Source organism: Actinotignum schaalii FB123-CNA-2, from assembly GCF_000411135.1.
GTDB lineage: Bacteria > Actinomycetota > Actinomycetes > Actinomycetales > Actinomycetaceae > Actinotignum > Actinotignum schaalii_A.
The window spans coordinates 52,419-71,170 of the sequence record NZ_KE150262.1 but is presented as its reverse complement, the minus strand read 5'-3'; the positions used below and the strand labels follow the sequence as shown (position 1 = coordinate 71,170).

Here is an 18,752-nt window from a genome sequence, read left to right as displayed (position 1 = left end):
ATCAGGCCTTTACCGAGAGGATATGCGCCGGGGTAGTGAAGGGGTTGAGGCGTACGAAGGGCCGGTTATTCCACTGGAAGTGCCCGCCGCCCAGCTCATCCACCACCTCAATATGCTCGGGCGCGTCGCCCCGCGGTAGGCCGCTAGCATCGAAGGTACCGAAAGCGGACATATCCAGAGAGATCTCCGCTTCCTGGGTGGTGTGCGGGTCGAGATTGAGCACCACAATCACCCGGTCCGCGGTTCCCGAAGGAGTTTCCTCCGGGCGCGCCACCTTCGTGAAGCACAAAATATTCGGGTTCGACGTGGGATTAATGGTGATCCCGCGCAGGCGCTGGAGGGCCACGTGCTCCTTGCGGATCTCATTGAGACGGGTGAGAAGCCCTTGGATACCGTAGGGGTCGCGGCTGTAATCCCGCGGGCGGTATTCGTACTTCTCGTTATTATTCATTTCTTCGAAGCTACCGCGCGGCTCCGATTCCACGAATTCATACCCGGAGTAAATCCCGTATGTGGGCGAGCCCGTTGCCGCCAAAATCGCGCGGATTTTCCACCCGTTCGGGCCGGAATGCTGCAGGTAGGGGGTGAGGATATCGTGCGTCGTCGGCCAGAAAGTGGGACGCAACATCGCATCCGATTCCCGACCCACCTCCCACAGGTAGTCCTCGATTTCTTTCTTTTCATTACGCCACGCGAAGTAGCAGTAGGACTGGTGGAAGCCTACCGCGCCCAGGCCCCGCATCATCGGCGGGGCGGTGAAAGCCTCGGCCAGGAAAATAACCTCCGGGTGAGTCTGGCGGAATTCGGCCAGGAGCCGCTGCCAGAAACTCACCGGCTTGGTGTGCGGATTATCCACCCGGAACAGCGTAACCCCGTGCGAAACCCACGTTTCCAGCACGCCCTTGACCGCCTGGTAGATGCCTTCCGGATCATCATCAAAATTGAGCGGGTAAATATCCTGGTACTTCTTCGGGGGATTTTCCGCGAAAGCGATGGTACCGTCCGGGCGATGCAAGAACCACTCGGGGTGTTCGTGTAGCCACGGGTGATCCGGGGAGCATTGCAGCGCAATATCGAGGGCAACTTCCATGCCCAGATCCCGGGCGGCGGCCACAAAAGCATCGAAATCCTCGAAAGTGCCCAGATCCGGGTGGATGGCGTCATGCCCGCCCGCCTCACTGCCGATGGCGTAGGGGGAGCCGGGTTCACCGGGCTGGGCGATCAGCGAATTATTCTTCCCCTTGCGATCGGTCAGGCCAATCGGGCTAATCGGGGTCAGGTACACCACGTCAAAGCCCATGGAGGCGATGCGCGGCAGATCTTCGGCCGCGGTGCGCAGGGTTCCGGAATGCCAGGTGCCTTCATCGTCGCGCCACGCTCCTACCGAGCGCGGGAACATTTCGTACCACGCGCCGTGCAGGGCCAGTTCGCGGTCCACGGCGAGGGGGAAGCGCGCCGATTCACTCACGAAATCGCGCACCGGGTAGCGTTGAATAATATCTTCGACGACGCTGGAGGTTACGGCCGCGAAACGTACCGAAGCCGGGATGGACTTTTTTCGAACGACGTCGATAGCGTCATTAATCGCCGGCCGGTCTTGTGAGCCGCGCGGCAGCAGCTTCGCCACCCTCTTGAGTAGCTGCTCGGCTTCGAGGAACACCAGGTCAATATCCTGGCCGACCGGGAGTTTCGCTTCGGCGGTATGACGCCAGGTGGCCAAGGGATCCGACCACGAACGCACGAAGAAAGCCCAATCGCCAGGCGCGGTGGGGGTGAGCCAGCCTTCGTAACGGCCCAGGCCCGGGCGTACCAAGACCATGGGAGCACTCTGAACTTCGCGACCCTGCGGATCAACAAGGACAGCTTCGCAGCCGAAAAGATCGTGCCCTTCACGCCATACGGTGGCCTGCACGGGGAAAGCTTCGTTGACGGTTCCCTTAGCTGCCAACGAGCCGTTTTGCACGCACGGGGTTACATCCATAATCGGGATGCGGGCGATATTGGCGCGTGGAGCGGGGGCGGGGGCCACGGGAGCCTGCGGGAACGCCGGCGGGTAGCCTTCCGGGTTCGGGCGGCCGTGGGTGGTGGGGGAGGTGGGGGAGGTGGCGACTTTCGCGGTGGGTTCCGCAGGTTTCGCCGCGGTTTTTGTGGTTTTAGCCGTGCTGGTGCTTCGCGTGGATTTCGCGGTGCTGGCCTTGGCGGGGGTTTTTGCCGTTGTGGTGCCCTTTGACGCGCCGCTGGTTTTCGCGGTGCTGCTGCTCTTCGTCGAGCGCCGGGTGGTCGCAGGTTTCTTCGACGCTGCTGCCTTTGTGCCTGCCGGTTTCTTCGTGGCGGCTGGCTTCGCGGCCGCGGGCGTAGCTGCGGGCGTGGCTGCCGGCTTCTTTTCGGGCGTGGGGGCCGAATTCTTCGCGGGCGTCGTCGGTTCAATGGACATGGCTTATCTCCTCGTATCCTCGGGCGACATATGGCGGGCGTGCGCGCAAACGGCAGCGATCCCACGGCTCGAGCGGCGGCGCGCGAGCCGATGATGCGTCTGTGTAAGGATGCTCACAAGCCCAATCCTATTAGGTTTCCGGGCTTCTAGCACACCGGCCCGCGGGGGGGGTGGACGCGTGGCAGGCTGGCTGCGTCGTCGTATATACGAGTCTAGGCACGGCGCACGGGAGGGACTATGTGTTTTCCAAGCTGTACTGCACTTGTTGTACATGCGAAGTACATCTCGGAGAAACACTCCGCCTCCCGTCGGCTCGGCTAGCCGGCCTGCGTGGGATGCAAAACGTGCGTTTTGGACCGTGAACCTCGTAGAATGTACGTCCCTGACATAAATCCGGGCTAAATATGTCACTGGCGTACATTTTGTGGGCGGGCCACGGTCGGGAGGTGGCTGCCGCGGTGGGGTGAGGCTATCGGCCTGCCGTGCGGAGGGGGTGTTTAACCGTTGTAGTGGTACTGGAGAACAGCGGGCCTTACAGAGTGGTACTGCACGACAGAAAATCGGGGGTTGGTTGTAGCTCCAGTACCACTTTGTGATCCAGCCCGATGGTAGGCGGTCAGGTTCGCCGTTAGGTTCGCAGAAAGCAACCTCCTGACGTGGAACTCTATAAAAAGCAACGTCCCAACGGTGGAACTAGCAGGATGCAACATCTCGATATGACGTGCCCGCAGAAAGCAACGCCTCAGCGTTGGGTACCGCAAAAAGCAACTCCAGCGCACGAAATCGGTTTCTTAATGTAGTTGGCGTTGCTTTTTGTGTTTGGCGGTGGTAGCCGTTTAGTAGCTGAGCAGCGCTAGCGGCGTGATGCGTCGCCCGGGGCGCTCAGTACTTCCTGAAAGCCCGCAATTTCTCAGCTTTCTGGAGCGGTGCAGCCGGGCAGACTCCGGCGCCCCGCGCCTGCCGCGCGGCTAATACACCATCTGGAGTGCCTCACGCACCTCCGCGAGCGTCTTATTGGCGCGCTCATTGGCGATGTCAATGCCCCGGCGCACAATCCCATCTACGTAGCCGGGATCCTTGACGAGCTCGGCGCGCTTAGCCCGGATAGGGGCAAACATCTCATTAATTGATTCGGTGACGATCTTCTTCAGAGTTCCGGCCCCGCCGTCGCCAATTTCATCCGCGATCTCCGCGGCGGGCCGTCCCTGCGCCAGCGAAGCCAGCAGCAGCAGATTCGCCACTTCGGGGCGGTTTTCCGGATCGTAGGTAATATGCCGATCCGAATCCGTGACCGCTTTTTTGATGCGCTTGGCGGTTTCATCCGCGCTCATACCGATTTCGATGGTGTTACCGCGCGATTTGCTCATCTTGGCGCCATCCAGCCCCAAAATAGAGGTGCCTTCGGAAAGCAGGGCTTGCGGACGCGGGAACACCGGGGTTTCACGCCCGGCCGGGCGGCCGTAGCGAGCCTCAAAACGATCAGCGATCACGCGGGCCTGTTCGAGGTGGGGGAGCTGATCCTTACCCACCGGCACCAGATTGGCTTTGCAGAAAAGAATATCCGCGGCCTGGTGCACCGGGTAGGTGAGCAGTAGCCCGGACAGGGGCCGCCCGCCGGTTGCCTCGTGTTCCGCCTTGACGGTGGGATTGCGACGCAGTTCGGCGTCGGTCACCAAAGACAGGAAGGGGAGCATGAGTTCGTTGAGGCCGGGAATAGCTGAATGCGGGAAAATAACCGCGGCATCCGGGTCGATACCCACCGCGAGGTAATCAGTGGCCAGGGAACGCACCCGCTCCCGGATAGGGCCGGTACCATCACGATCTGTAATGACCTGAAAATCGGCGATCACAAGCCAGGTTTCCACACCCTTACGCTGTAATTCCACCCGGTTGCGCAGCGAACCGAAGTAGTGCCCCAGGTGGAGATTCCCGGTGGGACGATCCCCGGTGAGAACCCGGAATTCCTCCGGAGAAGTAGTGATCTTCTCCTTGATTTTCTCACTCAGGCGCTGCGCATGCGCCAGGGACGCGGCGGACGTGGACCGTTCGAGGGATTCCTCGACACTCATACCTTGCTCCTTCAGTCATACACCCAGGCCATGCCCCGAATTTCCCGGAAGCATGCTCTGCTTGTCTATTGTAGGCGCCGCTCGCCCGCTACCGCTCCGGATTGGCGAAGTACAGCTGCATCGTCAGCGGCTCCACCCGGGTGGAGGCCCCGGGCTGGTAGATACGCTCCGAGGACCGCGGGGTGGGCCAGGAAGAATCCCAGGCCAGCGCGAAGGGATTACCGCGCCCCTGCGGGAACCGGATAGGAACGTGGTGATTTGAGCCGTTGATGACCACGAGCGCATCGGCGTCGCGCTCAGAACCGGAACGCAGCATTTGCAACAACCGATTCGAAGGATCGAACCACCGGTGCTCGGGCATCGGTTCGCCGGTATCAGCAAACCACTGCAGATCGGGAATGTGATCGCGCCCGGAGGGCGATTCGGTGTAGAACATGCTCGGGCGCAAGACCCGGTGTTCGGAACGCAGCCGGAAGAGGTACGCCACGGTTGCCTGCAGCTCGCGCTGCCATTCCTCGCGGTCCCAATCCAGCCAGGACACGTGATTATCCTGGCAGTAGGCGTTGTTGTTCCCGAATTTCGTATCGGCAAATTCGTCGCCGCCGTAGAGCATGGGTACCCCGGCGCTGAAAACTAGCGTGCCGATGAGGTTGCGCATGGTGCGGGGGCGTGCCTTGAGCACGCCCTCGGGAAGCGGGGAGGTATCGGTGCCTTCCCCTTCTACCCCGTGGTTCCACGAGCGGTTGTTATCGGTGCCGTCCCGCCCGTTTTCTCCGTTGGCTTCGTTGTGCTTGGAATCGTAGGAGACCAGGTCGTAGAGGCTGAAACCATCGTGCGCGGTAATGAAATTGACGGAGGCAAGCGGCCCGCGCCCGGAGGGGGAACGCCCGTGCCCGAAAAGATCGGCGCTGCCGGCCAGGCGGGTCGCCACGTCGCGCAGGTCCCCGCCCAGGCCGCCGCCGGCAACCGCGCGCTGATCGGCCACCCAGAACTGCCGGATGGAATCGCGGTAGCGGTCATTCCAGTCCGCGGTGGGCGGCAAGAAATTACCGGTTTGCCAGCCGTTCGGCCCCAGATCCCAGGGCTCGTTAATGAGCTTGACGTTGGAAAGAATGGGATCGGTGGCCATCGCCAGGTAGAGGGGGTGGTTGGTATCGAAATGATCGCCCCGGCGTGCCAGGGTGGCGGCCAGGTCGAAACGGAATCCGTCCACGCCGATCTCGCTCACCCAGTAGCGCAGCGAATCGAGGGTGAGCTGGAGGACGGGCGTGCGCCGGAAATCCAGAGAATTCCCGGTGCCCGTGGTGTCATAAAACTGGCCGGGCTGGTTGGGTACCTGCATGTAATAGGTGGTTTGCCCGAAGCCGCGTAGCGAGACGGTGGGTCCGTTGACCCCGCCTTCACAGGTGTGGTTATAAACCACGTCAAGGATGACTTCCAGGCCGGCATCGTGGAGACGTGCCACCATATCGCGTACTTCTTGCAGCACGGCCAGGGGTCCAGCGGCGCGCGCGGTGGCGGTGGCCAGGCTCGGCTCGGGAGCGAAATAGGAGAGGGTGGAATACCCCCAATAGTTGGTGAGATCGCGTTCGGTGAGGAACGGTTCTGACATTTTCGCGTGGATGGGCAGTAGCTCCACGGCTGTCACGCCCAGGGAACGCAAATAATCGGTGACGATCGGGTGCGCTAGGCCGGCGTAGGTCCCGCGTAATTCTTCGGGGAGGGCGGCTAGCTGCTGGGTGAGTCCGCGCACGTGCGTTTCGTAGATAACCGTGTGGGACCAGGGCGTATACGGGTGGCGGATATGCGTTTCCGTGGGTGCGGTCACGACGCCGCGGCACATGGCCTCCAGGGAATCGGTATCGTCACGTTGCGGCGGAACCGGGACGGGATCCAGAGCGTCATTCACCTTGTGCCCGTACAATTCGGGTCCCAAGCGCGGGGTGCCGGTTATGGCCCGCGCGTAGGGATCAAGAAGGAATTGCGCGGGGTTAAAACGCATCCCGGTATCGGGATTCCACGGGCCGTGTACCCGGTAGCCGTATTCTTGACCGGCACGCACCCCGGACACGTGCCCCACCCAGGTGGTGAAACTCGCGTCCCGATGCAGGGAATAGCGACGCTCGGTGATACCCGAGGCACTGCGATCAATAAGGCACAGGTCAACAGCGGTCGCGTGCGGAGCCAGGACAGCGAAATCCGCCCCGGTATCGGTGAGGTGCGCCCCCAGACGCACGGGCCGCAATCGGACGGGCAGAGCACGCTCGGAGGCGCGCGCCACGTACCGGGATGCGGTCGGGGAAGTAGCCGGTAATGAAGTCACCTTCGTATTGTCGCAAAATATCGGCGTTCGGCAAGAATCCAGAAGAGTGATATTAGAATTTTGGTGGAAGGGCGACCGGCACGCGGCCGGTTCCGGAAGGGGCACGATGGTGGGGTACGACGGCGATTTAATCCTGGCACGCGGGAATCTGGACCGGGATGAACTTTCCCGAAACGACCCGCAGCGCCTGGCGGAATTGGCGGAAAATGCGGGATATCTGCTTATTTCGGGGTGGGGTGCTGTCCTGGATAATGACGGTGCACCCCTCCTCTTGAGCCGCGGTGAGCTCCCGCGCGCCACCGCGGATTCACCAACTGTTTACCTGGGGAAAGTTGCGGGGCGCCCCTATTTTGCGTGCGATCTCACCACCGTTATCGGCGGTGGGCCCACTCGTGATAACCCGGAAGTGGATGCTCCGGGCTACCGGATTGGCTCGCTGCAAAATTACGCACCGTCCTGGAGCGCGGATATGTCGGCACTGGTGACCGCGGCGGTAGCGATCCTCAATACCTGGCGTGCTACCCGCTGGTGTGCGGTATGCGGCCAGCGCATCACCGTGGATAGCAGCGGCTGGAGCGGGCAGTGCCCGGAAGGCCACGTGGTCTTTCCGCGCACCGACCCGGCCGTCATTATGGCGGTGCTTGATTCGAATGATCGTATTTTGCTGGCGCATAACGCGCGCTGGCCCGCTGGGCGGCACTCCGTACTCGCGGGTTTTGCCGAGGCGGGGGAGTCACTGGAAGCGGCGGTGCGCCGCGAGGTGCGCGAAGAAGTAGGTGTTCCGCTGGGCGAGATAAGCTACTTCGCCAGCCAGCCCTGGCCCTTCCCGCGTTCCCTCATGATCGCCTACGTGGCGCGGGTGGAGCCGGAGGCGGAAGTCCGGGCGGGTGGGGCGGATGCCCTGGTGCGCGTGGACGGGGAAGAAATCGACCATGCCGCCTTCTACAGCGCCGCACAATTAGATGCGGCCCTGCGCGAGGGTAGCCTCACCCTGCCCGGACCTTCCTCGGTGGCCGCGGCTCTCATCACCGAGTGGTACGGACCCGAAATTCGGCCCTATCTGGGCTGGTAATAATTAGCCCGAGTGCCGCTCTAGTTCCCGGGGGAGGCGAGTTCAGCGAGTTTCGCTTGCACTTCTTTCAGGCTCGGATTTGTCAGGGTGGCGCCGTCGGCAAACTCAAGGGTGGGCACCACTTTATTGCCGCCGTTGAGAGCCGCAACCTTGGTGGCCGCGGCCTCATCTTCTTCAATATTCACCGCGTTCCAGGTGATGCCGGCCCGCTTGAGCTGGGCGGAAAGGTTGCGGCAGTAGCCGCACCAGGGCGTTGTATACATTGTGAAATCAGCCATGGAGTGATCTTAAGGTGCGAGATGTTCGGCGCGCCACGGGTTTCGATGAGGGGAAAATTTCTGTCGGGGGCGTGTGGCATCCTGAGAGAGCAAGGAGGAACACGATGGACTCACCCGAGGAATTGCTGGAATTTCTGGATCCGGATCAGCGCGCGGTCGCTACCGCTTTACGCGGTCCGGTGTGCGTGCGTGCCGGGGCGGGCACCGGGAAAACTCGGGCTATTACCTACCGGATCGCCTACGGGGTGCGCAGCGGGGTTTATGCCCCACACAACGTTATGGCGGTTACCTTCACCTCCCGCGCGGCCGGGGAATTACGTTCGCGCCTGCGGGATCTCGGGGTGGGCGCTGTACCCGCCCAAACATTCCACGCCGCCGCGCTGCGCCAACTCTCCTACTTCTGGGGTACCGCGGTGGGGGGCACCATCCCGCGGATCACCGAATCGAAATTCGGGCTGGTCTCCCAGGCTGCCGGCCAGATCGGTCTACCTACCGATAAAGTGAGCATCCGCGATCTCACCGCGGAAATCGAATGGGCTAAAGTCTCGATGATCAGCCCGGATAACTACCCGGAAGCCGCCCTGGCGGCCGGGCGCGGGGAAGTCGCCGGCCAGCTCAGTAGCGATATAGCGCGGCTGGCGAAAACCTATGAAGAAGTGAAAACCGAACGCCGCGTTCTCGATTTCGATGATGTTCTCCTCCTCCTCGTCGGGATCCTGCTGGATCGGGCGGATATCGCTCGCCAGATACGCGAGCAATACCGCCACTTCGTGGTCGATGAATACCAGGATGTTTCCCCCCTCCAACACCGCCTGCTGCAGCTATGGCTGGGGGACCGGAAGGATCTGTGCGTCGTCGGGGATGTTTCCCAGACCATTTACTCCTTCGCTGGCGCATCCTCCTCCTACCTCGCCCGCTTCCAACAGGAATACCCGCGGGCTCGCATTATCGAACTCACCCGTGATTACCGTTCCACCCCGCAAATTGTGGCGGCTGCGAATACCGTTATTGCCGATGATGTTTCGGAAGGCGCGGTGCAGCTGGTCTCCCAGCGCCGCTCCGGGCGCCCTGTTACCTTCCGGGAATACGAATCAGAGGGGGCGGAAGCCGCCGCAGTTGTGAGCGCGATCCAAGCGCTCGCCGCGGAAGGCACCGCGCTCTCGGAGATAGCCATTCTGTATCGCACCAATGCCCAATCGGCGGAATTTGAGGCAGCACTGTCCAAAGCGGGGGTGTCCTACCAGGTGCGCGGGGCGGAAAAGTTCTTCTCGCGCCGTGATGTCCGCGAAGCCATGGTGGCCATGCGCGCCGCGGCACGCTCCGGGGTGCATGGCCCGCTGGCGGATAACGTGCGCACCGTGCTGCGCCAGATGGGGTGGCGGGATGAAGCGCCGGCCACTGCCGGCTCCGCGCGGGAAAAATGGGAAGCCCTCCACGCCCTCATCACTCTCGCGGAGGATATGGAGGATAACCGGGCTGCCTCCATGGCTGATTTCGTGGTGGAACTGGAAGAACGCGCCGCCACCCAGAATGTTCCCGAATTGGAAGGCGTTACGCTTTCCTCCCTGCACGCCGCTAAAGGTTTGGAATGGGAAGCGGTTTTCTTGGTGGGGATGAGCGAAGGACTCATGCCCATTTCCCTCGCGAAGAAACCTGCGGCTATTGAAGAAGAACGCCGCCTCCTCTACGTGGGAATCACCCGGGCTCAAGAATTTTTACAGCTTTCCTATGCCGCCTCCTCCGGGCACCGTTCGGGCCGGAAAGTCTCCCGCTTCCTTACCGGGCTGTGGCCACAATCAGAAGAGGAAGAAACCTCGCGGGCCACCCGCTATCGGCGGCGCTCGCGGGCCGCTGCGGAAGAATTCGCCGCTGACTACCCCGAAGATGTGGCACTCTTTGAGCAACTCGTAGCCTGGCGGGCCCAACGCGCCCAGGCCACCGGCAAACCCGCCTACACAATTTTCCATGACACCACGCTGCGGGCGCTCGCGATAGCAAAACCGCGCAGCATCCACGCACTCGCCCAAATCAAGGGGGTGGGAGCTACAAAACTCGCTATCTACGGGGAGGAAATCCTCGCCCTGCTGGCCGAACACTGAGCGCAAGCGCTCCTGGCCGGTTATTCTTAGGCCGCTGCGGGGCCTGCTTCGCAGGGGCAACGCTCATGCGAGGAAAGCGCAACCCGGTAGGGGTAACCGGGCAGCGGCGGCACTACCCACTGGGTTCCCCGAGCATAGTCCGCTTGCCCACCCAGGGCTACAAGCGCGCTGTGCACCGCGAGCGCTGCCGCGAGGGGTACCCCGGGAGTGAAGGGAGCATTTCCGCGGGTGCTAAATACCTGGGGAGCCAGATAGCGCCAGGCAGGATCCGCGTCCATCGCTGCGAAAAGCAAACACCGAGCACACGGCCCACTCCCCGGAACCACCACCGGGCCCACCCGAATATCAATATCCTCGATATAGGCCAGCAGATAAGGAATGCGCTGCGTTTCCCACGGGGAACACCGCAGCGGATCAGGTAGCTGCAAAGAGGTCACCAGCGCGAGATCGGGACGGCCCCATTCCCAAGCAGGCCCGGCCGGTTGGGCGGCCACGCGATTTCCGCGCCCGGTGGCCGCCGCTTGGTTCGCGTGCTTCGCTTGCTTCGCGGCCCGTTCTATTCCCAGCGGCGTAACCCGATGGGCCTCCGCAGCAACCTCGATGACCGTAGTTCCCCAGCCGCGCTCGCGAAAGTAACTTTGCAGTGCCTGGTGCCGCGCGAATGTACGCCAGCTTGGCCGCCGGAAAATTGGGTGGTCAGTGCCGTGGGGTCTGCTGGTATCCGAGGTGAGAATATAGCCCAGGCCACCGGCAGCAAGAACTGTGCAGATCTCTACCGCCAGGGCATCCAAACGCTCAACGAAAACTGTGCGCCAGGCCAGGTCGGGGGAACCCGGCGGGGAAGTTTCTAGCAAGTCGGAATCCCGAAGCGTGCCCAGAAGCGAGCGTGCCCGCTCCTTGCTCACCGCGCGCCGCTTACACGCATCGAAGAATTCGCTTTCCGTACCGACGGAAGCTAAGGAGGAAACTACCTGCTGTTCCGCCACAGAAAGCCCCGTTAGCCGCAGTGCGACGCGCGGATCAAGACCGATCTGCACTTCATGCGTATCTGACCAGTACACTCCCAGCGGCGAGCGAATCATCATGAGACCACCTTGATAAACACCATGGCCTCAGCATAAAAAGCGCATCGCACCAGCGCGAAAGCCCATCCACAGGCACGGGTATTATCCCCAGAGCTGCCTTAGTTATCCACAGCGGGTTCTTCAGGTCACTCGGGTCTTTCGGGTCCCGCGGGTCACTCGGGGCGCGTGGGTCCTTCAGGTCACTCGGGTTGCTCGGGTCCTTCAGGTCCGGACGTGTCGGTCGTGCTCGAGTCCCCGGTGGCCTGGTGCGGCGTCGTCGTACCGAAACCCGGTTCGTGCGGCGCGTTGCCGAAAGGCGTGCCCCCATCACTATTGCTCAGAAGCTCCGCGAGGAAAGCATCCAGCTCCTCATCCAGCGCGGAGGGTTGTTCCGCGGGGGAGAAGAAACGGTCCGGATCGTCGAGGTGTTCGGGGAGCGGCAGTAAATCGGGGTGCTTCCAGAGCGCGTCGCGCCCCTCCATGCCACGTTCCCGGGCGGCGCGTGCCCAGAAGGCTGCCGCTTCACGCAAACGCCGCGGCGCGATATCGAAACCAACAAGAGGGCCGAAAACGCGGTTCGACGGCGCTTCGGTTACCTCGCGGCGCGTGAGAGCCTCCGACAGCTTCATACTATGGGGAAGCTGGGCCGCCACCGCGGTGCTCGTGACAGCGCTGACCCAGCCCGCCACCAGCGAAACAATATGCTCGAGGCGCTCCAGCGTAGCCTGCTGGGTGGGGGTGCGGGTGAAAGCGAAAACCTCATTCATGTCCAGGTCCGGCATCTGCCCGGACATGAGCTGTTCGGGATCGAGCTGGAGCTCGCGGACCTTCTCCTCGATGGCGTCGGTATCGATGGCGATATCGGCGGCGTAGGCGGCCACGGCGTCAAGAATCGTGCTGCGCAACCACGGTACCTGGGAGAAGAGCCGGGCTGCGGCCTGTTCGCGCACCGCCACGTAGAGCTCAACTTCACGCGCATCCACATCCAAGCCCGCGGCGAATTCCGAAATATTAGCCGGCACCAGCGCGGCCGTTTCGCCCTCCACCAGCGGGAAACCGGCGTCCGCGGTGCCGAAGGAAATGTGGGCGAGTTCCGCGAGCCCTTGGCCGTATTGCATTCCCAGTAACGACGCCGTCATTCCGGAGAGCATCCCCTCCAGCCCGCCGGGAATCCCCCCGAGCATCCCGCCCGATAGCATCTGGCGCATCTCCTCCGGGGCGCGTTCGAGCTGCGCGCTGAGAGCTTCACCGAAAGCCCGCGCGAGGTTCGCACCTACCGGAGCGGTGAGTTTCCGGAAGGTCGGGAGGGAATGAGCGATCCAGTCCAGGCGCGACCACACCTGGTTCGGGCCGCGCGGCGGATCGAAAACCGTGACCGGGTCAAGCCACAAACTTGCCACGTCCATCGCGGAGCGGGCCTGATCACCCGCGGCGGCGGTGGGAAGCCCCGGCCCGGATTTATTCACGGTATCCCGGGCGACCTGCTCCCCGATTTTCCAATTGACCGGCCCCTCACCCGAGGAACCGAGCATGGCGCGGATCTGATTCATCACCAGCCCGATATCAGCCGGCAGGCCCGCGCCGGCCGCGCCGCCCATCCCGGGAAGCCCGGGGAACGCTCCGCTGCCCGTGCCGGTGCCAGTGCCGTTCCCGGATGTTGCATCGCCGCCGGGGGCGAGGGACCGCAGGATTTCCTCGGCCGCCTCATCGCCGAGGACTGCCCGCAGCATCTTTTCCCATTCGTCACGCGGCTGTGAATTCTCAGTCATTCTTCTCCTCGAGGTCCACCACTAAGCCTAAAACACCGCGGGCCCGCGCGGGTAGGCGCCTCCGCCCCTGGCGCAGGAGCCGGGGCCCGCGCGGTACCGGCACGCTGTCGTGAACGGCGGGATAGGCGAACGGCGGGATAGGCGAGCGGTGGGATAGGCGAGCGGCGGGACACGTGAGCAGCGGGACACGTGAGCAGCGGTAGGACTGAGCCGCGCGATCAGGCATGATGGAGAGGTGATGAAAAAACGTGGTCAGGCAGGTAGTCCCCGTTCCGCGCGCCGCAATTCTCGGGCCGCGCGCCGCAGCGGCTTTATTTTTGCGAGCCTGGCGGTCCTCGCCCTTCTGCTCCCGGGTGCCTACACGGTGGAAATGGCCGGCCCGGCCCTTGACGTGACCGGAGAAGTGGCCGGTACTCGGCTGGTGAACGTGGAGGGCGTGCCCACCTATCCCACCGATACCCAGCTCTATATGACCACGGTGTCCGCGGCGGGCAACCCCGAGGTGGGAACCCTGGGTGCACACGCACTCTGGGCGTTGGTTGACCAGGAATCTCAGCTACTGCCGGTGCGCCTGCTTTATCCGCCCACGCTTTCCAGCGCGGAAGACGATGCCCGCAACGCCGAACTGATGAATAATTCCCAAACCGTCGCGGCCGGAGTTGCTTTGGAAAAGGCCGGCCACCACGTCACCATGAAGCTGCGGGTGGCGGACATTCCGGAAGGCTCTCCGGCGGCCGGTCAGCTTGAAGCAGACGATATTATTACCGGCATTGCTGCCCCGGGCACCGCACCCACCACCGTCTCCACTTTCGGGGAACTTTCGAAAGTCCTGCACGCTACCGAACCGGGGAGCACCGTCACGGTTTCCTACCAGCGCGGCGGCGAAGCCGGCACCACAACAATTATTACCGCGCCCTTCCCGCCGGATGAAACCGGCTGGATCCACCCCGGCTCCCTGCTGGGAGTGTCCCTCGCTGTTGAGGACGTGCAGCTCCCGGCCACCGTCACCTACGCGGTGGAAGGCATCGGCGGGCCCTCGGCCGGCCTCATATTTGCGCTGGGCATGTACGACGAACTCACTCCCGGCTCCCTGGGCGGCAGTGCCGTTATTGCCGGCACCGGCACCCTCGCTTTCAACGGGGAGGTGGGGCCCATCGGCGGAATCCAGCACAAGATCGTGGGGGCGCGCGAGCGGGGCGCCACCGATTTCCTCGCCCCGGCCGCGAATTGCGGGGAAACAATCGGGTACGAACCGGAAGGCTTACGTATCTGGGCGGTCCGGAATTTTGACGACGCCGCAGCTGCCGTCCGGGCCATCGGCGCGGGGCGTACCCCGGCACTCCCCACCTGCCAGGATATGGCTGCGGGCCGGTAGGGGCGTGTTCGCGGGCGGCGTCGTCGTACCAAAAAACCGTTGACGCACGCGCGATTCTCAGCTTTTTCCGCTATGTTTGATAGGGAATAGTGATGGCCGGGCGCACCCCTGCGCCGCGGAAGAAGTTGAGGATTTCGTTTGAGTACAACCGCACATCCCCGTTTGAGGCGGGAGACGCCGGGAGCTTTTTGGTGGACACTGGGTGTTCTCGCCATTCTGCTCGTGGCGCTCGTCGTCGGATCGGGCGTTTACACCGACGTTAAATGGTACGAACAAATCGGCGCGGCTCGCGTGTTCTGGACCCAATGGGGCTGGACCATCGCGCTGGGCACCATTGGCACCCTCCTGGTTGCCATTGTGCTGTGGCTGAATTTCCGCCTCGCGCGCACAAAAGATGAGGGCATCCAGGCCCCCAGCGTCGCGGGCTACCGCAAGGCGGCGGAAAAGTACCGCTGGGCCACCAACCTGGGCCTGCCGCTGCTCGCCGGCCTGATTTTCGGCGCGCCGCTGGCGGGTGAATGGCGCACCTACCTCATGTGGATTTTCCGTACGCCTTTCGGGGATACGGATCCGCAGTTCGGGCGCGATGTGGCCTTCTACGTCTTCACGCTCCCGGTGCTGCAATCAGCGTTGAGCTTCGCGATTACCCTGCTGGTGATCGGGGCGATCGGTGCGGTGCTGGGCCATTACCTCTACGGCGGGGTCACGGTGGATTCGGGCAAGGTGCGGGTACGCAACCGGGCTCGGGTGCATTTCTCCGTGCTGGGGCTGCTGGCCTTTATCCTGGTGGCTGCCTACTTCTGGTTGAGTCGCTACACCCTGCTGCTGTCCAATAATGATCGTTTCTCCGGGGCGTCCTATACGGATATTAACGCCAAGCTGCCCGGGCTCACGATCCTCGCGATTACCTTCCTGGCTATCGCGGTGCTTTTCGTGATTTCGGCGCTGCGCGGTTCCTGGCGGATTATTACCGCCGGGCTGGTGGTGGCCCTGGTCACCGGGGCCACGGTGGGCTGGGCCTGGCCGGCACTGGTGGAGCGCTTCCGGGTCACCCCGAACGCTATCGAGATGGAAACACCGTATATTGACCGCAATATTTCGGCCACTCTCAAGGCATACGGCCTGGATAACGTGGAGACCATTCCCTATAACGCCCGCACCGATGCGGAAGCCGGGCAGCTGCGCAATGACGCGGAATCCACCGCGCAAATCCGTCTCCTCGACCCGAATATTGTGTCCCCCACCTTCAACCAAATGCAGCAGAACCGCCAGTACTACGGTTTCGCCTCCCAGCTGGCGGTGGATCGCTACAACCTCAATAAGACGGACCGGGATACCGTGATCGCGGTGCGAGAACTCAACCTGGACGGCCTGGGCCCGGACCAGCGCAACTGGGTCAATGACCATACGGTCTACACCCACGGCTACGGCGTGGTGGCTGCCTACGGTAATACCACTTCCGCCTCCGGCGCCCCGCAATTCCTCCAGTACGGTATTCCCTCCCAAGGTGAGCTGGGCGAATATGAGCCGCGCGTGTACTTCGGGCAGAACAGCCCCGAATACTCCATCGTGGGGGCTCCGGAAGGCACCGCGCCCTGGGAAATTGACTATCCCTCCGATGCCGCGGAAGGCTCGCAGGTTCTCAATACCTACACCGGCGACGGCGGCCCCTCGGTCGGGAACTTCTTTGACAAACTCATGTTTGCCATCAAGTTCCGCTCCACGGATATTTTCTTCTCCGATCGTGTGACTTCCGAATCGCAGATTCTTTTCAATCGCGACCCGCACGAGCGGGTGCGCAAGGTGGCCCCCTACCTCACGCTTGATTCCAAGGCTTACCCGGCCGTAGTGGATATGGACGGGGATCCGGCCACTCCTAAGCGCCTCGTGTGGATTATCGACGGGTACACCACCTCGAATAACTATCCTTATTCGGCGCGGGAATCCCTGGCCGCGGCCACCACGGACGCCCTCAACTCGCGCGGCATGTACGGGGCGGCCTCCGGCCAAGACGTCAATTACATCCGTAACTCCGTCAAGACGGTTGTGGATGCCTATGACGGTTCGGTTTCCCTCTACAAGTGGGATGAGAAAGACCCGATCCTGCGGGCCTGGGAGTCAATCTTCCCGGGTATGGTGCAGCCGATGGACAAGATGTCCGGTGATCTCATGGCGCATGTGCGCTACCCGGAGGACCTGTTCAAGACGCAGCGTTCGCTGCTGACCCGCTACCACGTCAAGGACCCGGCCTCCTTCTACTCCGGTGGTGACTTCTGGAATGTTCCGAACGAACCGGCGGTGGATACCGCTGGGGCTAGCGGGATCGCCGCGGCGCAAACCGATAGCAAGCAGCCGCCCTACTACCTGACGTTGCAGATGCCGGGCCAGGATTCCGCGGAATTCTCCCTATCCACGGGCTATATCCCGGGCGGGCAGACGGATCGCAATATTATGACCGGTTTCTTCGCGGTGGATTCCAATGCGGGATCCACGCCGGGGGAGAAACGCGAGGGGTACGGCAAGCTGCGGCTCCTCGAGCTGCCGCGCGACCTCACGGTACCCGGCCCGGGCCAGGCGCAGAATAACTTCCTTTCCGACCAGAATGTTTCCCGCGCGCTCAACCTGCTGCGTTCGGGTGGTACCACGGTGCGGATGGGTAATCTGCTCACGCTCCCGGTGGGCGGTGGCATGCTCTACGTGCAACCGGTTTATGTGCAGGCTTCGCAGGGCACCACCTACCCACTCATGCAGTACGTGCTCACTGCTTTCGGTGATGGGAATATCGGATTCGCGCCCACCCTGGAAGAGGCTCTCAACCAGACTTTCGGGGGTGATTCGGGTGCCCAGGCCGGGGACGCCGGATTGCAGAACGTCAAGGAAGATATTTCCGCCGGTGATGGCAAGGCGCCCGCGGCGGGCACGCCCGGTACTACCCCGGGCGCCGCGCCTACTCCCGGTACGACGACGCCCGCCCAACCCGCGCCCCAGCAGCCCAGCGCTGCACCGGGTGCCGCGGCTCCCGCTCCGGCTCCGGCCGCGGGTGGCACCCCGCAGGAGCGTTTGGATGCCGCGCTGCAGAGCATGAAGCAGGCGGTGGGTCAGGCAGATAGCGCGATGAAGAGCGGTGACTGGGCGGCCTACGGTCAGGCTCAGAAGAACCTGCAGACAGCGCTCGACCAGGCCATCGCAGCCCAGAAGGAGCTAGAAGGCGCTCGGTAAGCCGCGGTAGCAACCTGGCTAGCAGCCGACTTAGTGGCGGCCACCCGTTCGCGGGTGGCCGCCACTTGGCGTTTCTGGTGTCTTTAGCCTCTCTACCCTCTCTACCGGCTCTCTAGCGCCGGGAGCGGGAGGCGGGTGGCAGGGCTAGTGCCTGAGCGTTTATTCATAGGTTGAGCTGGGCGAATGCTGCGCGGCGTCGTCGATAAAGATACGGCGTAACCGTGGTTTCGCGCGACCGCTAGTGCAAGAAGTAGTAGAAAAGCTACGTATTTATGGATACTTATTCGGCTGGTGCCCCAGTCTCGGTATATTCAGTTTTATGAATGCTGTTGTGGTGGCTGTTTGTTTGATGCTCCTCCTCGCGGTACTTCGTGTTCACGTGGTACTGGCTCTGTTTATCGGCGCGCTCGCCGGTGGTTTACTCAGCGGGATGGGCCTGGAGGGGACCATGGTGGCCTTCCAGGAAGGCCTGGGTGCCGGGGCGAAAATCGCGCTCTCCTATGCGCTGCTCGGTGCTTTCGCGATGGCGGTGGCCCATTCGGGGCTGCCGAATCTGCTGGCACAGTGGATGCTCGGCCATCTGCGCAGCTCTGACGGGACGGGTGCTCGTAAGCGTGCTTTCACCCGCTGGGCCATGCTGGCGGGGATTTGCGCGATGGCGGTGATGAGCCAGAACCTCATCCCGGTGCATATTGCTTTTATTCCGCTGCTTATCCCGCCGCTCCTAGTGGTCATGAATAACCTGCGCCTGGATCGGCGCGCGGTGGCCTGCGCGCTCACCTTCGGATTGGTGACCACGTACATGTTCCTCCCCATCGGCTTCGGAAAGATCTTCCTCACCGATATCCTGCTGGGGAATATCGCGAAGGCCGGCATGGATGTGAGTGGCATCAACGTGATGAGCGCCATGGCGATTCCGGCGGCGGGGATGGTGGTTGGGCTGCTGCTCGCCGTCTTTGTTACCTACCGCAAGCCGCGTGAGTATCGGGATGTGGCGGTGGATACCGGCGCGGCCGGGGGCACGAACACGGGCGGCGTGGCCGGTGCGGC

The 18,752-nt window shown here is 62.8% G+C and carries 12 protein-coding genes; 6 read left to right on the top strand and 6 right to left on the bottom strand.

Annotated elements, in window-relative coordinates; all coding sequences use genetic code 11:
• Position 1 precedes the first annotated feature (1 nt).
• Entirely contained in the window at positions 2–1,981 is a 1,980-nt protein-coding gene (locus HMPREF9237_RS00280; RefSeq protein ID WP_394532937.1) for an alpha-1,4-glucan--maltose-1-phosphate maltosyltransferase, read from the bottom strand.
• A gap of 121 nt (positions 1,982–2,102) precedes the next feature.
• Here HMPREF9237_RS00280 and HMPREF9237_RS09655 point away from each other — a divergent pair, with 121 nt between their 5' ends.
• Complete coding sequence (locus HMPREF9237_RS09655) at positions 2,103–2,528, top strand: hypothetical protein (protein WP_231366636.1); 426 nt, start codon at positions 2,103–2,105, stop codon at positions 2,526–2,528.
• 874 nt (positions 2,529–3,402) lie between these two features.
• Here HMPREF9237_RS09655 and trpS read toward each other — a convergent pair.
• Together trpS and glgX are read right to left on the bottom strand one after the other, a co-directional pair.
• Positions 3,403–4,503, bottom strand: coding sequence for a tryptophan--tRNA ligase (gene trpS, locus HMPREF9237_RS00270; RefSeq protein ID WP_016441703.1), 1,101 nt, complete (start codon positions 4,501–4,503; stop codon positions 3,403–3,405).
• A gap of 88 nt (positions 4,504–4,591) precedes the next feature.
• Complete coding sequence (gene glgX, locus HMPREF9237_RS00265) at positions 4,592–6,826, bottom strand: glycogen debranching protein GlgX (protein ID WP_231366635.1); 2,235 nt, start codon at positions 6,824–6,826, stop codon at positions 4,592–4,594.
• Positions 6,827–6,872: 46 nt separating this feature from the next.
• On the opposite strand from glgX, the gene nudC reads away from it, so the two are divergent.
• Entirely contained in the window at positions 6,873–7,898 is a 1,026-nt protein-coding gene (gene nudC / locus HMPREF9237_RS00260) for an NAD(+) diphosphatase (RefSeq protein WP_231366634.1), read from the top strand.
• 20 nt (positions 7,899–7,918) lie between these two features.
• Here the strand turns inward: nudC and HMPREF9237_RS00255 are convergent, their stop codons facing one another.
• Positions 7,919–8,176 carry a mycoredoxin gene (locus tag HMPREF9237_RS00255; protein ID WP_016441700.1) on the bottom strand — a complete coding sequence of 86 codons (258 nt, stop codon included), beginning with the start codon at positions 8,174–8,176 and terminating at the stop codon, positions 7,919–7,921.
• A gap of 104 nt (positions 8,177–8,280) precedes the next feature.
• Between HMPREF9237_RS00255 and HMPREF9237_RS00250 the strand changes: the two genes are divergently transcribed.
• Positions 8,281–10,275 (top strand): ATP-dependent helicase, encoded by a 1,995-nt coding sequence (locus HMPREF9237_RS00250; RefSeq protein WP_016441699.1) that lies wholly within the window; start codon positions 8,281–8,283, stop codon positions 10,273–10,275.
• 26 nt (positions 10,276–10,301) lie between these two features.
• Here HMPREF9237_RS00250 and HMPREF9237_RS00245 read toward each other — a convergent pair whose 3' ends face one another.
• Together HMPREF9237_RS00245 and HMPREF9237_RS00240 are read right to left on the bottom strand one after the other, a co-directional pair.
• Positions 10,302–11,360 (bottom strand): hypothetical protein, encoded by a 1,059-nt coding sequence (locus HMPREF9237_RS00245; RefSeq protein ID WP_016441698.1) that lies wholly within the window; start codon positions 11,358–11,360, stop codon positions 10,302–10,304.
• Between the two features lie 179 nt (positions 11,361–11,539).
• On the bottom strand, positions 11,540–13,108 hold the full coding sequence (locus tag HMPREF9237_RS00240; protein WP_016441697.1) for a zinc-dependent metalloprotease: 1,569 nt from the start codon (positions 13,106–13,108) through the stop codon (positions 11,540–11,542).
• Positions 13,109–13,346: 238 nt separating this feature from the next.
• On the opposite strand from HMPREF9237_RS00240, the gene HMPREF9237_RS00235 reads away from it, so the two are divergent.
• The 3 genes from HMPREF9237_RS00235 to HMPREF9237_RS00225 form a co-directional block, all read left to right on the top strand.
• The gene (locus HMPREF9237_RS00235; RefSeq protein WP_016441696.1) at positions 13,347–14,483 is read left to right on the top strand and encodes a PDZ domain-containing protein; all 1,137 of its coding nucleotides are present in this window, start codon (positions 13,347–13,349) and stop codon (positions 14,481–14,483) included.
• Between the two features lie 138 nt (positions 14,484–14,621).
• Entirely contained in the window at positions 14,622–17,702 is a 3,081-nt protein-coding gene (locus HMPREF9237_RS00230; RefSeq protein ID WP_016441695.1) for a UPF0182 family protein, read from the top strand.
• Positions 17,703–18,021: 319 nt separating this feature from the next.
• Positions 18,022–18,752, top strand: a 731-nt coding sequence (locus tag HMPREF9237_RS00225; protein ID WP_016441694.1) for a Na+/H+ antiporter NhaC family protein, incomplete at its 3' end; no start/stop codon positions are given.